Source organism: Pseudomonas sp. MHK4 (assembly GCF_054600775.1).
This window is the reverse complement of record NZ_BAAIAK010000001.1, coordinates 43247-57090: the sequence shown is the minus strand read 5'-3', so window position 1 is coordinate 57090 and position 13844 is coordinate 43247. Positions and strand designations below refer to the sequence as shown.

The following is a 13844-nucleotide window of genomic DNA, read 5'->3' as shown; positions in this document are numbered from 1 at the left end:
TCGCTCCTTATGCCTGGACCAGCGGGCCGGGGTTTTTCAAGTACTGTTCGCGAATCGCCCGTGCCGACCAGTACGTCAGGGCGGCGACCAGACCCGTGGGGTTGTAACCCAGGCCTTGGGGAAAGGCTGAAGCGCCAGGGACGAACACGTTGTGCACGTCCCAGCACTGCAGATAACGGTTGATGGCACTGGTCTTGGGGTCGGTCCCCATGATTGCGCCGCCGTTGAGGTGCGTCGTCTGATAGGACGCCGTATTGAAATGATCACCGACTTTCTTGCCGAGCAAGGCAATGGTCTTAGGGTTCATGGCCTGGGCGATCTTGCTCATTTTTTCGACCATGAAACGGTTCATCTTGATATCGTTTTCCTGCCAGTCGAACGTCATGCGCAAGAGTGGAAGCCCATAGGCATCGCGGTAAACCGGATCCAGGTCAAGGTAATTGCCGCGATAGGATTGATGCGCGCCATGCGCGTCCATCGATACCTGATGGGTGTAGTAATCGGCGGTCGCCTTCTTCCAGCTGCTGCCCCAGGCCGGCGTGCCTGGCGGGTTCGATGTCCCTGCGATGGGCCGACTCCCCGCCTGGTTGACCCACATCGGCGATCCGCCGACAAAACCGTGGGGGCCGTGATCGAAGTTGTCGGCGTTGAAGTCATCCACCGCAACGCCGTTGCCTCCCGCACCGATAAAGTTGTTGGTGTGGGTATCCTTGTCGAAGAAGGCCTTGATGGTGGCCATGTTCTGATAGGCAAAGTTCTTGCCCACCACCCCTTCCCCGGTCTTCGGGTCATAGGGTTTGCCAATGCCGGATAACAGCATCAGGCGCACATTGTTGAACTGAAAAGCCCCCAGGATCACCAGGTCCGCCGGTTGCTCCACCTCTCGCCCTTGCGCATCGATGTAGGAGACGCCAGTGGCCTTGCGCTTGCTGCTATCGAGATTGACGCGCAGCACATGGGCGTTGGTGCGCAACTCAAAGTTCGGCACCTGGCGCAGCGCTGGCAGGATATTTACGTTGGGAGAGGCCTTGGAGTACATGTAGCACACGTAACCGCTGCAGAAGCCGCAGAAATTACAAGGCCCCATCTGCGCGCCATAGGGATTGGTGTAGGGCCCCGACGTGTTGGCAGAAGGCAGGTTGTAGGGTTTATAGCCGACACTGAGTGCGGCCTTCTGGAACAGCTGCGCCGAGTAGGTGTTCTTCTGCGACGCCAAGGGGAAATCACTGGAACGATCTGGCGCGTAGGGATTACCGCCCTTTCCTGCACCCACCAACTGGCCTTTCACGGTCCAGGCCTGGCCCGATGTGCCGAAGACCTTTTCGGCGAAATCGAAGTACGGCTCCAGTTCTTCGTAGCTGACGCCAAAGTCCTGGATGGTCATGTCCTTGGGAATGAAATTCTTGCCGTAGCGCTCCTCGTAGTGACTGCGCATCCTCAACTCGATGGGGTCGACGCGAAAATGCACGCCCGACCAATGCAGGCCCGCACCACCGACGCCTTTACCTGGCAGGAACGCGCCAAGCTGCCGATTGGGCAGCGCTACATCGTTGACGCTATGACGGATGGTGACCGTTTCCTTGGAGATGTCCTGGAACAGCTTCTTGCGCACGCTGTAGGTCAGCTCATCGATCACTTGCGGATAGTTTCCATCCGGATAGGTGTCCTGCATGGGGCCGCGCTCCAATGCCACCACCTGCAGTCCCGCCTCGGTCAGCTCCTTGGCCATGATGGCCCCGGTCCAGCCGAAACCGACGATGACCGCATCAACCTTTTTCAATACCGTCGCCATCTTCAAGCCCTCTCGCCACGAATGGACACTGCCGGGAAGGGGTACGGCTCATTGCGCTCGACCCAATCCATGAAATCGGCGCGAGCACCAGGGAAACCAATCTGGGTCCAGCCGACCATTCCTTTGTTACCGCCATGAATGGGGTCGCAGAAGAATCCTTCCCGGGTGTTCTGCACCAACAGGCTGAAGAATGCTTTCACCGGAAAATCGGCGAAAACCACCTCACCGGACTCCAATTTGTGGAGAATCAAGTCTCGGGTAGCGCTGTCTTGCGCAGCAAAAACTTTGCCGTAAGTGGTTTTGCACCACGCGTCCGTTGCCGCAATGCCCAGACGGTAGAGTTGCTGCGGCGTCAATTGCAGTTGATAACCCAGTTCAGCGGGCGCATCAGTCACAAACGGGCCCTGCATGTACCAGAGCGCACCTGTGGCGTAGGGCGTGTTCATCTGCCGATCGATAAATTCGGCCGCTCCCGCCTCGAGTGCACCGGGGCCAAGGTCATCGGCAGGAATAAGGCGTGCTACCACCGCCTGGACGAAAGCCCACTCTTCCCTTGTGAAAAAGCTGGGCTGGTAATCGCTCGCGGGTGGTGCATTCGGTGTTTTTGCGGTCGGGGCACTATCAGTGGCCGCCAGTGCGTTCATTCCGAAACCGGTACTTGCCACCGTCACCACAGGAATCAGGGTTAGCGTCTTGCGCAGAAAGTCCCGGCGCGGGTTGTCTTGATCAAGCTCAGACATGGCAAATCCTCATCAACAATTCGGTTGGGGCGGCGCACCAATCTTGTTGGCTTTGGATGCACCCGCTGGGAAAAAGCGGGGAATATATCGACCACCGAGAAAAAATGAAACCGGTTTCAGAGCAACGCGAAAGCCAACCAGCGAGCAATCCTTTGCTCGCCAGCATCATCTTGTTGCCCAGGCACTTCGGGCAACTACCTCTTGCGCCCGAATCGAGGAATCTCCAGACCCAGGTTCTCACGCAAGGTCGTACCTTCATACGCCCTGCGATAAACACCGCGCTCTTGCAGCTGCGCAATCACCTCGTTGGTAAAGCGGTTGAACTGCTCAGGGTGCCCGATGTAGATGTTGAAACCATCCACCGCGCGGGCCTCGAACCAGTCAGCCATCTTCTGCGCAACCGTGTCAGCCGAGCCGACGAAGGCCCCCGGACGCAGCTGTCGACCGAACTCGACGGCCTGGCGCAGCGTGAAGCCTTTCTCACGTGCCTGATCGGCAATACGTTTGGCCGCGGTGAAAAAACTGCTGCGTGCAGACTCCAGGCTCTCTTGAGGGAACGGCGCATCGAGATCGTACTGGCTGAAGTCATGCCATCCGAAGTTGCGACCAAATTCCTTCAGCGCGAGCTCGAAGCTATGGTCGGCCTGATGGTAGTGCTGCTCGATTTCACGAGCATGTTTGTCGTTGTCACCTACATGGATTTCGGCACCGGGCATCACCAGTAATTGCTCGGGATCGCGGCCAAGTCGCACCGCCCTGCCCTTGATATCCTGGTAGAAAGCCTGGCCCTGCTCGATGCTGGCGGCATGGGTGAAGACCACGTCTGCCGTAGCGGCGCCCAGATCCCGGCCCTGTTGCGAATCGCCGGCCTGGAAGATCACCGGTTGGCCTTGCTGTGAGCGTTGGATGTTCAGCGGCCCGACCACAGAGAAGTGTTCGCCCTGGTGATTCAGACTGTGCAGTTTGCCGGGGTCGAGGAACTGGCCCGTCGCCCTGTCGCGCACGAACGCACCCTCCTCATAAGAGTTCCACAGGCCCTGGACAACCTGGACGTGTTCGGCCGCCCGGCTGTAGCGGGTGTCGTAATCGTAATGTTCGTCGCGACTGTAATTGCCAGCGGTGCCGGCATCGCCGCTGGTGACGACGTTCCAGCCCGCACGGCCTTTGCTGATCAGGTCCAGGGATGCCAGGCGTCGCGCTACGTTATAGGGCGAGTTGTAGGAAGTCGTCAGCGTACCGACCAAGCCTATATTTCGAGTGCTCACGGCGATCGCTGACAGCAGTGTCAGCGGCTCCAGACGATTCAAGTAGTGGGATGGCGACCCCGGTGTAATGAACTGGCTGTCGACGATGAACATCAAGTCAAACAGTGCCGCCTCGGCCTGGCGTGCAATATCGATGTACCAGTCGACATTGACGCTGGCATCGACTGGCAATTGAGGATCAAGCCACAGGTTGTGGCGGCCTGGCCCACCACAACCCATCGTCAGGGCGCCCAGTTTCAGCTGTCTTTTGGTCATGTCAAAAATATCCTTATTTGGACAAGGCTGGCTGCAAGGAGGCAGCGAATGAATCGTCGAACAGGTTGGCTGCAGGGTAGGACTTGACCAGACCCAGGCTTGCGAAAAAGTCCACGGTCTTCTGCGCCTCCACGGGTACCTGAGGGTTCAGTGGCTCGACGGTCGTCCGCGCTCGGGCAAACCAGGCCCGCGCGATTTCAGCGTCAGCCCGGGTACGTTTGGCCCAGGCATCGGCATATGCGTCGGTATTGGCCGGATTTTGCAGAGTCCACTCACGGGCTTTGCGCAGACGCTGGAGGAAATCATTGATTGGCGCGCGCTTGGCGTCGACTGAATGGGCGTTGGCGGCAATGAAGCTCTGGGCAGGGATCAACCCATCAGCCGTGGCCAGAATCCGCGCACCCTGGCGTTCCTGCTGCGTGACATAGGGTTCCCAGGTCGCGATGACGTCAACCGAGCCACCGTCCAGCGCGTGGGAAGCATCCAGCGCGCTGAGATAGCGCAAATCGAGCGAGTCCCGTGGCACACCGGCCTTGTCCAGCGCGGTCAGCAGCAGCTGTTGACTCCAGGAGCCTTTCCAGATGGCCGCGCGCTTGCCCTTCAGATCCTCAAGGCTGTGGATCGAGGAATCCTTGCTTACAAGAATGGCCACACCGCCAAGACTTTGCCGGCCAACTGCAATGACCTTGATCGGTGCGCCCAATGCGCCCAGGAACAGCGCCGGCGCATCACCGAGCAGGCCGATATCAAGACTGCCGACGTTGAGTGCCTCGGCGACAGGCGATCCTGCAGTGAATTGCTTCCACTCAAGGGTATAAGGCAGATCGTCAAGTACCCCCGCCGCCTCCATCACGGCCTGGGCATTGTAGCTTTGGTCTCCCACCACCAGCGTTTGCGCGTTCGCAGCAAGGCACAGCAATGCAGCGGCCATCCCGGCCGCCAGTTTCGTCAGGTAACGCACGTTCGTCTCCAGATGCCTTCTCAGGCAATTCAGGTCGATCCGCGCGCGCGGTCTCGGTACTATTCGTTGGTAGGGACGAGCCGACAAGGGCTCCAGGGGCATGCCCAAGCGTTATACGATGAGGCCCTGACCGCCTCTCGTAAAATACTCATTGCGCATAACGTAATTCCATAAAAATGCAGTAGTTGCATAGACCATTGACCGCCAACGTTCCTGGAAAGTCGTCCCCCGACGAGATGCAGCACACCTGGCCAGGGGTGATCGAGGAATCAGGCGCTCGGGTGAGTGTGGTAGATCTTGCTGACGATCGTCCACTTGCCTTCCACCTTCAGCAGGTTGAAGAAGTCGGTGAAGCGATACCCTGAAACGTTGTCGGTATCGACCCGGGCACTGGCGGCAGTGCCCACGATGTCGATGCGAACGATCGCGGCCTTGGCTTCCGGCGATGGGCGGAACGCGTTGTCGATGATGTCGTACAGATTCTGGATCGCGCCGCCGACGAGCTTGTCGCCGTCGACCCCGAACAGGGTGGCCTGCTCGTTGAACGCGGGTTTCATCAAGGTGCTGTCAGCCTTGGCGCCACCTTCGTTGTACTGACTCAGCACGTCGACGATCGCGTTGTATTCCTGGACGTACGTTGGATTGCTCATGGTTGTTGTTTCCATCTGCGTGGGCGAAAAAGGCTCGCGGGATCGCTATGCTGGTCGCGCTGGCGAATTGACTCGTGAAGGATCAAGGGCCGCCCTCTCCCATTTGGCGATAACCAAGGGTGCGATGGCATTCCCCAACACGTTCAAGGTGGTGGTACCGCTGTCGATAATCCTGAAGATGCCCGCGATCAAGGCCACCCCTTCCAATGGAAGACCGGCAGAAGCCAATGTCGCAGACAGAATGATGATGGCAAAACCAGGGACCCCGGCGGCCCCTTTGGAGGTCAGTACCATCGTGACCACCAGCAGGATCTGCTGGGAAAGCGACAGGTCGATACCATAGAGTTGGGCTACGAAAATCGTCGCCACGCCAAGAAAGATCGACGCACCATCGAGATTGAACGCATACCCCACCGGCACCACAAAACTGACGATGCGCCGTGGAACGCCATAGCTCTGCAGCTTGCTCATCAACTGCGGCATGACCGCTGCCGACGCGGCACTGGAGAAGGCAAGAATCAGCTCATTTCGAAAGTACCTGATCAGCTTGAAGATGTTCTCTCCGATCAAGTAGCAAATACCGCCGAGTACCACCAAGGCAAAAACAATCAATGCCAGGTAAACCACACCAATCAGCTTGAGCAAAGGCAATAGCGAGGCAAAGCCGAAGGTCGCAACGGTAGCGCCGATCATGCCAAATACACCGATCGGTGCGTAGGCCATGACGATTGAGACAACCCTGAACATCGCATCGGACATACCCTGGACGACCGCGACCACGGGTGCACTCTTCTCTCTGGGCAGCGAGTTCAGCGCCATGCCGAACAACACGGCGAAGAACAGCACCGACAGCAGCTTCGCTTCTGACATCGCCACAAGGACATTGTCAGGAACGATGTTCTGCACTATCACCAGAGCGCCCTTCGAAGGCTCCATGGTGATGGACGCAGCGCTATGGGTAATGCCCGAAATATCGGTACCCGTGCCCGGCTCGAAGATGTTTGCGAAACACAGACCCATCACGATCGCCAGGCCAGTGATCGCAAAGAAGTATCCCAGCGACTTCATGCCCATGCGACCAAATGACTTGTTATCGCCGCCTCCGGCGATGCCCAGGATCATGCAACAGAACACGATTGGCACGACCACCATCTTCATCATTTTGATGAAGATGTCGCCAAGGGGTTTCAGGATCTCTGCGCTGATCCAGGATTGATACTGCGGATGGGTATTGAAATACCAACCGACGAGCACGCCAAGCAACAGCCCGGCAATGATTTGCCACACCAGGGGAATACGTTTCATGTCTAGCCTTCTTGTTGGAATGAAAGGACTGCGTTGATGGGCAGTTGCTAGAGTCATGAGCATCCAGCTCACTCGAGTTCAAGTGGCACAACACTGTTGTGCCAACACGGTTCTTATTTGGCGAAGAGCTGGCTCATATCCTTGAACGCCTTGAACTCAAGGGCATTACCACAGGGGTCGAACAGGAACATGGTGGCTTGCTCGCCGACCTGGCCTTTGAAACGGATGTAGGGTTCGATCACAAACTCGGTGCCGAAAGACTTCAAGCGCTCTGCCAGCGCCTCCCATTCTTCCCAGCCCAGGATGATGCCGAAGTGCGGAACAGGTACGTCGTGGCCATCGACCGGGTTGCTATGCACGCTTTCCTGGGAAGCGGTTTTCGGATGTTCGTGAATAACCAGTTGGTGCCCATAAAAGTTGAAGTCGACCCACTGGTGGCTGGAACGGCCTTCTTCCAGGCCGAACACTTCGCCATAAAATGTGCGCGCGCCGGCAAGGTCGTAAACGGGGATTGCGAGGTGAAAAGGCGAGAGGCTCATCAGAACTCCAATACGTTTTTTTGTGGTTGAAGGGACAGGCACATCGTAGGGCGGTCGAAACAGTAAAAAAATCAATATAATTTTCTTAGAAACACAATTAATATTTGTGAATGATCAAAGAACTCAAGACACTCATCGCCGTGGCACGGGAAGGAACCTTTGCTGCTGCCGGGAACAAAATAGGCCTCACCCAGGCGGCGGTGAGCGCGCAGATCCAGCGTCTGGAGGCAGAACTCGGCTTCGAGATATTCGACAGGAAGGGACGCTCGGCCCACCTCAACAGGATGGGCCACCAGATACTCCTGCAAGCGCAGGAGCTGCTTCGCCTTTATGACAACCTGGGTTCCACTACTGTCGGGCTGCCTGCGAGCGTGCTGGTGAACATCGGCGCCATCGCTTCCGTGCAGCGATCCCTTCTACCGGACGCTTTAGCCCGGTTTCACCAACAATGCCCGCAGTGCCGCACCCGTGTAATCCCGGGGCTGTCGATGGAGTTGGTCAACCTCGTGGATGCCGGCGAAATCGACATGGCGGCCATCATTCGCCCGCCCTTCTCGCTGCAAAGCGATCTGCGCTGGACGACCCTGGCGCTTGAGCCCTACCGCCTGATCGTTGCGCGCGATGTGCCGGGAGAAGATTGGTCGGAACTGCTTTGCAACCAACCCTTCATTCGCTATGACCGATCATCATTCGGCGGCAGGCAGGTGGATCGTTTCCTTCGGCAAATGCATTTCACCTTGCGGGAGGTTTGCGAACTGGATGAACTGGAGGCCATCGTCAAGCTGGTTGAAAATGGTGTGGGCGTCGCGTTAGTGCCACAGACGGCCATCCATCAGGAGTGGCCCGCCGGTGTACGAGCGCTCGATCTTGGACAGCACACCTTCCACCGTGACATCGGGCTCGTACACAGGTCTCGACAGAGCTTTACCGAACCGGTGCGAATACTCGCCCAACTGATCAGTGAGCAAGTGAAGATCGGCACTGACTAAAACCCGCACGGCAAAACGGCTTGCCGGTCGCCGCAACTTCCATCAGTCGAGTTGATCGGCCACCCTGATCTGCGTCAGCCCTACCAGTTCAGCCTGCCATAGCACCTCCTCTGGCGTCGCATCAGCATTGGGCATGATCAGACTGTTCTCGCCATCGCCAAAATGCAGTTGCAACAGGTGCATCGCCGCCTCATGGGTGGGCAACCGAGGTTGTTCGAGTTCGAACAGGTGGGTGCGGGGCTCGCCGTTGAACAGGTATTGCACGGTGTAGTTGTGCATAGGGGGTCCTCGATAGTGCCCTGCCCTTTGATGCCAGGGCCTGTCTTTTTGGCAAATGATCAGCAGCAAAGGTTCGATTCATTGCTTGCAGATTACATATGGATATCCGTATATTCGATTATCCAAATGTAATAGGTCTACCCAATGCTCACGCCTCCCGAGGTATTCAAAAGCCTGGCTGACGAGACCCGCGCCCGCGCCACCTTGCTGATCGCCAACCAGGGCGAACTGTGTGTCTGCGAGCTGATGTGCGCGCTGGACGACAGCCAGCCGAAGATCAGCCGCCATCTGGCGCAACTGCGCAGCAGCGGCTTGCTGCTGGACCGTCGTCAGGGGCAGTGGGTGTATTACCGCCTCAATCCGGACTTGCCTGCCTGGGTGCACGAAATGCTGCAGGTGACGTTGCAGGGCAATGACGAGTGGCTGCAGAACAACGCTTCGCGCCTGCAGAACATGGACGGGCGCCCTGTGCGCGATGCTGCCTGCTGCTGAATCCCTGATCGAGTGAGCTTTCGATGCTGATCGCCTTTGCTGTTTTTGTCTTCACCCTGGTCCTGGTCATCTGGCAACCCAAGGGGCTCGGCGTCGGCTGGAGCGCCGCGGTCGGTGCGATTATCGCGCTGGCGGTGGGTGCAGTGTCGCTGCAGGACATTCCCACGGTGTGGGCCATCGTCTGGAACGCGACTGCCACCTTTATCGCCATCATCATTATCAGCCTGTTGCTCGATGAAGCCGGCTTCTTCAAATGGGCCGCCCTGCATGTGGCGCGCTGGGCGCAGGGCAGCGGCTACCGCCTGTTCGCGTTTTGCGTGCTGCTGGGCGCGGCGGTCTCGGCGTTGTTCGCCAATGACGGCGCGGCGCTGATCCTCACGCCCATCGTCATGTCGATGCTGCTGGCGCTGCGCTTCTCGCCCGCCGCGACCCTGGCGTTCGTGATGGCTGCCGGGTTCATCGCCGACACCGCCAGCCTGCCGCTGGTGGTGTCCAACCTGGTGAACATCGTGTCCGCCGACTACTTCGGGCTGGGCTTTGCCGAATACGCTTCGGTGATGGTGCCGGTGAACCTGGTCAGCGTCGCTGCCACCTTGCTGGTGCTGTTTCTGTACTTCCGTCGGGACTTGCCGCCGCGTTATGCCGTCGATGCACTGCCGGCACCGGAAACGGCAATTCACGACCGCGCCACCTTCATCGTGGGCTGGTGGACCTTGTTGGGCTTGCTGGTCGGCCTGTTTGTCCTGGAGCCGCTGGGCGTGCCCATCAGCGCGGTCGCGGCGGCCTGCGCGGCGATTCTGTTCGCGGTGGCGGCCAAGGGTCACCGCATCTCCACTCGGCGCGTGTTGCGCGAGGCACCCTGGCAGGTGGTGGTGTTCTCGCTGGGCATGTACCTGGTGGTGTATGGCCTGAAGAACGCCGGGCTGACCGATTCGCTCACCCAGGTGCTCGACCGCCTGGCCGACTACGGCCTGTGGGGCGCCGCCCTCGGCACCGGCCTGCTGTCCGCGCTGCTGTCGTCGGTGATGAACAACATGCCCAGCGTACTGATCGGCGCGTTGTCGATCCAGGGCAGCGGTGCGGACGGTGTGGTTCGCGAGGCGATGATCTACGCCAACATCATCGGCTGCGACCTTGGCCCGAAGATCACCCCCATCGGCAGTCTCGCCACACTCCTCTGGCTGCACGTGCTTGAACGCAAGGGCGTGCGAATCACCTGGGGCTACTACTTCAAGATCGGCATCGTGCTGACCCTTCCGGTTCTGTTGATCACCCTGTCGGCCCTGGCGCTACGCCTGAGCCTGAGTCTTTGACGCCGCCGTGAGCGGCAGGAGCAAATCCATGCGAGTCCTGTTCATGTGCACGGCCAACAGCTGCCGCAGCATCCTGTCCGAAGCCCTGTTCAATCACCTGGCGCCGGACGGATTCGAAGCCGTGAGCTCGGGAAGTTTCCCCAAGGGCCAGGTGCTGCCGCGCAGTCTCGTCACCCTGCAACAGGCCGGGATTGCCATCGACGGCTTGAGCAGCAAGGGCAATGACGCCTTCGAGGGCAACCCGCCGGATATCGTCATCACCGTGTGCGACAAGGCGGCGGGCGAATCCTGCCCGGTGTACTTCGGCCCGGCCGTGAAAGCCCATTGGGGCCTTGAAGATCCATCCGACGTCGTGGGTGATGAAGCGGCGGTCGACGCCGCCTTCCGCGCCACCCTGGCGCGTATCGAGAAACGCTGCCAGGCCTTCCTCGCCCTGCCCTTCAACACTATCAGCCGCGATGAACTGAAACGCGAACTGGATCGAATCGGCTCGCTCTGAGCAGGAGTACCCATGTCAGACCTTCTTCCCAACCTTGATCTCACCCTGTTCGATGGCGCGCATCTGCCCAGCCAGCCCAGTGCGCACAAGCCGCGCATCCTGCTGCTGTACGGCTCGACCCGCGAGCGCTCGTTCAGCCGCCTGCTGGTCGAAGAAGCCGCGCGCCTGCTGGAGCACTTCGGCGCCGAGACGCGCATCTTCAATCCGTCCGGTTTGCCGCTGCCTGACGATGCGCCTGTGGCCCACCCCAAGGTCCAGGAACTGCGCGAACTGATGCAGTGGTCCGAAGGCCAGGTCTGGTGTTCGCCGGAACGGCATGGCGCGATGTCGGCCGTGTTCAAGGCGCAGATCGACTGGGTGCCCCTGGAGCTCGGCGCCGTGCGCCCGACCCAGGGCAAGACGCTGGCGGTGATGCAGGTGTGTGGCGGCTCGCAGTCGTTCAACGTGGTGAATCAGCTGCGTGTGTTGGGGCGTTGGATGCGCATGTTCACCATCCCCAATCAGTCATCGGTGCCCAAGGCCTACATGGAATTCGATGAGGCGGGTCGGATGCAGCCGTCGCCGTACTACGACCGGGTGGTCGACGTGATGGAAGAACTGGTGAAATTCACCCTGCTGCTGCGCGACCGCCAGGCGTTCCTGGTGGACCGCTACTCTGAACGCAAGGAGAGCGCCGAGCAGCTGATGGCCCGGGTCAACCAGCGCTCCCTCTAAAAGCATTGCCCGGTCAGGCTCGGCCAATTTCCAGCGTCGCGCGCAACCCGGCGGGGTTGCGATTCTCCAGCCTGACCTGGCCACCCAGGCGCGCGGCAATGGCCTGGACGATGGTCAGCCCCAACCCTGCTCCCTGGTCATTGCCGCGGCTGTAGAACCGCTCGAACAGCCGCTCGCGATCGTCCTCGTTGATCCCCGGCCCCTCGTCTTCGACGCACAGTTCAAAGCCGTGTGCCCTGGCGGCCAGCGTGACCCTGATCAGTCCGTGCTGCGGTGAGAAGTTCGCCGCATTGGTGACCAGGTTGTTCAGGGCAATATCGATCGCGGCGGGGTCGACCCGCACCAGGCCGATGTCATCACCGACGTCGAACACCAACTCCAGGTCCTTGCGCAACAACCACGGAGTCAACTGGATCAGGCTGTCGCGAACCGTGGCGGCCAGGTCGATGGGTGCAGGTGCTTGCGTGCCGGGTTTAGGCTCGATGCGCGCCATCGTCAGCAACTGGTTGACCAGTCGGCTGGTCCGGTCGACGCCGGCAATCAGGTGTTCAAGGGATACCCGGCGCTCCTCGTCACTGCCCGCTTCCATCAGGTTTTGCGCATGCACCCGCAGCACTGCCAGGGGCGTGCGCATTTCGTGGGCGGCGTCGGCGATGAAGCGCCGCTCGCGCCCCATGACTTCCTGGATTTGCGCGAGCATGCGGTTTAGGGCTGCCTGCATCGGTTCAAGCTCGGTGGGCAGCGGCGTCAATTGCAAGGGCTCGAGTGAGCCGGGCTGCCTGGCCCGCAGTGTCGCCGCCATATTGACCAGGGGTTTTAATCCCCAGCCAATGGCCAGCCAGATCATGGCGGCCAGCATCAGGCTGGCGAGGATATTGGGCCACAACGTGTGGCGCACGATCCGGTCCACCAGGTCCGCGCGAACGTCGTCGCGTTCGCCCACCCAGATGCGCAGGTTGTTCTGTTTGTCTTCGAGCACGAAGGCGCGCCAGTGCCGCTTGTTCAGGTCGACCACATCGCTGAAGCCCGGGGTCGCCGGTGGCGCACTGAAGGACGGTGAGCTCGCCGTGTGCACCAGCAACTCACCCTTGAAGTTCCACACCTGAAAGGCAATCTTCGATTCATAGGGATGCCCGTCGACCTTGGGCGCCGCCTCGCTCAGCGCCTGATTGAAGGCCCGGTACAGGTCGGCATGTTCCTGGCTGGCCATGGGCATGCGCATGACGCCCTGTAAAAGGCGCGCGTTCTGGGCCAATTGGGCATCGTAGACTTCGGCAATTTCGTGGTTGCTGTCGTACAGGTTGAGCACGCTGATCACCGTCAGGCCAGCGAGCATCAGGCCAATGATCAAGGTCAGGGTGCGACGCCTGATCGAGGTCATCGGCGCTCCTCCACCAGGTAGCCGATGCCACGGATGGTGCGGATCAGGTTGCTGGAGAACTTCTTGCGCAGGTGATGGATGTGCACTTCCAGCGTGTTGCTTTCGGCCTCTTCGTTCCAGCCGTAGAGCAACTGCATCAGATGATCGCGCGTCATCACCCGGCCGGGTGGCGACAGCAATTCATGGAGCAACTGGTATTCCTTGGGTGTCAGGGCGACGGGCTCACCCTTGTAGCTGACCTGCTGGGTGCCGGGGTTGAGGCTGATACCGGCGTGCTCGATCAACGCCTGTGCACGACCGGCGCTGCGCCGCAGCAGCGCCCGTATGCGCGCTTTCAGCTCGGCCAGGTCGAACGGCTTGATCAGGTAATCATCGGCGCCGGCATCCAGCCCGGCGATGCGGTCTTCGGTGGCATCGCGCGCGGTCAGGATCAGCACTGGCAGGTTGGAGCCGCTGTCACGCAGCTGCCTGAGCACCTGGAGGCCGTCCAGGCGTGGCAGGCCAAGGTCGAGCACCGCCAGGTCAAAGATTTCACTGAGTAGCGAGTGCAAGGCGCTGCTGCCGTCCTGCAACCAGTCGACGGTGTAGCCTTCACGACTGAGGGCCTGGTGAATGCCCTCGCCGAGTGCCACGTCATCCTCTATCAGTAATAAGCGCACACGGACTCCTG

At 59.8% G+C, this 13844-nt stretch carries 15 protein-coding genes; 5 read left to right on the top strand and 10 right to left on the bottom strand.

Translation table 11 applies throughout. The features are described from left to right. Window positions 1–7 precede the first annotated feature (7 nt). The 7 genes from ACYP2Q_RS00300 to ACYP2Q_RS00270 form a co-directional block, all read right to left on the bottom strand. A complete protein-coding gene (locus tag ACYP2Q_RS00300) occupies window positions 8–1792 on the bottom strand; it encodes a GMC family oxidoreductase (protein ID WP_459728556.1) in 1785 nt (594 codons plus the stop codon). Window positions 1793–1794: 2 nt separating this feature from the next. Further along, on the bottom strand, window positions 1795–2532 hold the full coding sequence (locus ACYP2Q_RS00295; protein WP_459728555.1) for a gluconate 2-dehydrogenase subunit 3 family protein: 738 nt from the start codon (window positions 2530–2532) through the stop codon (window positions 1795–1797). 194 nt (window positions 2533–2726) lie between these two features. Beyond that, window positions 2727–4052 (bottom strand): LLM class flavin-dependent oxidoreductase, encoded by a 1326-nt coding sequence (locus ACYP2Q_RS00290; protein ID WP_459728554.1) that lies wholly within the window; start codon window positions 4050–4052, stop codon window positions 2727–2729. A gap of 13 nt (window positions 4053–4065) precedes the next feature. Next, the gene (locus tag ACYP2Q_RS00285; RefSeq protein WP_459728553.1) at window positions 4066–5013 is read right to left on the bottom strand and encodes an ABC transporter substrate-binding protein; all 948 of its coding nucleotides are present in this window, start codon (window positions 5011–5013) and stop codon (window positions 4066–4068) included. A gap of 269 nt (window positions 5014–5282) precedes the next feature. Next, on the bottom strand, window positions 5283–5663 hold the full coding sequence (locus ACYP2Q_RS00280) for a nuclear transport factor 2 family protein (protein ID WP_459728552.1): 381 nt from the start codon (window positions 5661–5663) through the stop codon (window positions 5283–5285). 45 nt (window positions 5664–5708) lie between these two features. Continuing rightward, window positions 5709–6968 (bottom strand): cation:dicarboxylate symporter family transporter, encoded by a 1260-nt coding sequence (locus ACYP2Q_RS00275; protein WP_459728551.1) that lies wholly within the window; start codon window positions 6966–6968, stop codon window positions 5709–5711. 113 nt (window positions 6969–7081) lie between these two features. Next, the gene (locus tag ACYP2Q_RS00270) at window positions 7082–7507 is read right to left on the bottom strand and encodes a VOC family protein (RefSeq protein ID WP_459728550.1); all 426 of its coding nucleotides are present in this window, start codon (window positions 7505–7507) and stop codon (window positions 7082–7084) included. 110 nt (window positions 7508–7617) lie between these two features. Between ACYP2Q_RS00270 and ACYP2Q_RS00265 the strand changes: the two genes are divergently transcribed. After that, window positions 7618–8496 (top strand): LysR family transcriptional regulator, encoded by an 879-nt coding sequence (locus tag ACYP2Q_RS00265; RefSeq protein ID WP_459728549.1) that lies wholly within the window; start codon window positions 7618–7620, stop codon window positions 8494–8496. 42 nt (window positions 8497–8538) lie between these two features. On the opposite strand, the gene ACYP2Q_RS00260 is transcribed toward ACYP2Q_RS00265, so the two are convergent. Beyond that, on the bottom strand, window positions 8539–8775 hold the full coding sequence (locus ACYP2Q_RS00260) for a hypothetical protein (RefSeq protein WP_459728548.1): 237 nt from the start codon (window positions 8773–8775) through the stop codon (window positions 8539–8541). Between the two features lie 144 nt (window positions 8776–8919). On the opposite strand from ACYP2Q_RS00260, the gene ACYP2Q_RS00255 reads away from it, so the two are divergent. From ACYP2Q_RS00255 to arsH, 4 genes are read left to right on the top strand one after another with little or no spacing between them, the layout of a single operon-like run. Then, the gene (locus tag ACYP2Q_RS00255; RefSeq protein WP_459728547.1) at window positions 8920–9267 is read left to right on the top strand and encodes a metalloregulator ArsR/SmtB family transcription factor; all 348 of its coding nucleotides are present in this window, start codon (window positions 8920–8922) and stop codon (window positions 9265–9267) included. A gap of 23 nt (window positions 9268–9290) precedes the next feature. Further along, on the top strand, window positions 9291–10580 hold the full coding sequence (locus tag ACYP2Q_RS00250; RefSeq protein WP_459728546.1) for an arsenic transporter: 1290 nt from the start codon (window positions 9291–9293) through the stop codon (window positions 10578–10580). A 28-nt stretch (window positions 10581–10608) separates the two neighbouring features. After that, window positions 10609–11079, top strand: a complete 471-nt coding sequence (locus tag ACYP2Q_RS00245; protein WP_459728545.1) for an arsenate reductase ArsC — start codon at window positions 10609–10611, stop codon at window positions 11077–11079. 12 nt (window positions 11080–11091) lie between these two features. Then, complete coding sequence (gene arsH / locus ACYP2Q_RS00240) at window positions 11092–11793, top strand: arsenical resistance protein ArsH (RefSeq protein ID WP_459728544.1); 702 nt, start codon at window positions 11092–11094, stop codon at window positions 11791–11793. Between the two features lie 13 nt (window positions 11794–11806). Here the strand turns inward: arsH and ACYP2Q_RS00235 are convergent, their stop codons facing one another. Continuing rightward, entirely contained in the window at window positions 11807–13174 is a 1368-nt protein-coding gene (locus ACYP2Q_RS00235; protein WP_459728543.1) for an ATP-binding protein, read from the bottom strand. Then, window positions 13171–13833, bottom strand: a complete 663-nt coding sequence (locus ACYP2Q_RS00230) for a response regulator (protein WP_459728542.1) — start codon at window positions 13831–13833, stop codon at window positions 13171–13173. The genes ACYP2Q_RS00235 and ACYP2Q_RS00230 overlap by 4 nt, the downstream gene beginning before the upstream one ends. Window positions 13834–13844 lie beyond the last annotated feature (11 nt).

What these genes read in the sequence shown, in the direction of transcription:
- ACYP2Q_RS00300 (WP_459728556.1), bottom strand. Translation starts at nt 1,792, where the DNA reads ATGGCGACGGTATTGAAAAAGGTTGATGCGGTCATCGTCGGTTTCGGC.
- ACYP2Q_RS00295 (WP_459728555.1), bottom strand. Translation starts at nt 2,532, where the DNA reads ATGTCTGAGCTTGATCAAGACAACCCGCGCCGGGACTTTCTGCGCAAG.
- ACYP2Q_RS00290 (WP_459728554.1), bottom strand. Translation starts at nt 4,052, where the DNA reads ATGACCAAAAGACAGCTGAAACTGGGCGCCCTGACGATGGGTTGTGGT.
- ACYP2Q_RS00280 (WP_459728552.1), bottom strand. Translation starts at nt 5,663, where the DNA reads ATGAGCAATCCAACGTACGTCCAGGAATACAACGCGATCGTCGACGTG.
- ACYP2Q_RS00275 (WP_459728551.1), bottom strand. Translation starts at nt 6,968, where the DNA reads ATGAAACGTATTCCCCTGGTGTGGCAAATCATTGCCGGGCTGTTGCTT.
- ACYP2Q_RS00270 (WP_459728550.1), bottom strand. Translation starts at nt 7,507, where the DNA reads ATGAGCCTCTCGCCTTTTCACCTCGCAATCCCCGTTTACGACCTTGCC.
- ACYP2Q_RS00265 (WP_459728549.1), top strand. Translation starts at nt 7,618, where the DNA reads ATGATCAAAGAACTCAAGACACTCATCGCCGTGGCACGGGAAGGAACC.
- ACYP2Q_RS00260 (WP_459728548.1), bottom strand. Translation starts at nt 8,775, where the DNA reads ATGCACAACTACACCGTGCAATACCTGTTCAACGGCGAGCCCCGCACC.
- ACYP2Q_RS00255 (WP_459728547.1), top strand. Translation starts at nt 8,920, where the DNA reads ATGCTCACGCCTCCCGAGGTATTCAAAAGCCTGGCTGACGAGACCCGC.
- ACYP2Q_RS00250 (WP_459728546.1), top strand. Translation starts at nt 9,291, where the DNA reads ATGCTGATCGCCTTTGCTGTTTTTGTCTTCACCCTGGTCCTGGTCATC.
- ACYP2Q_RS00245 (WP_459728545.1), top strand. Translation starts at nt 10,609, where the DNA reads ATGCGAGTCCTGTTCATGTGCACGGCCAACAGCTGCCGCAGCATCCTG.
- arsH (WP_459728544.1), top strand. Translation starts at nt 11,092, where the DNA reads ATGTCAGACCTTCTTCCCAACCTTGATCTCACCCTGTTCGATGGCGCG.
- ACYP2Q_RS00235 (WP_459728543.1), bottom strand. Translation starts at nt 13,174, where the DNA reads ATGACCTCGATCAGGCGTCGCACCCTGACCTTGATCATTGGCCTGATG.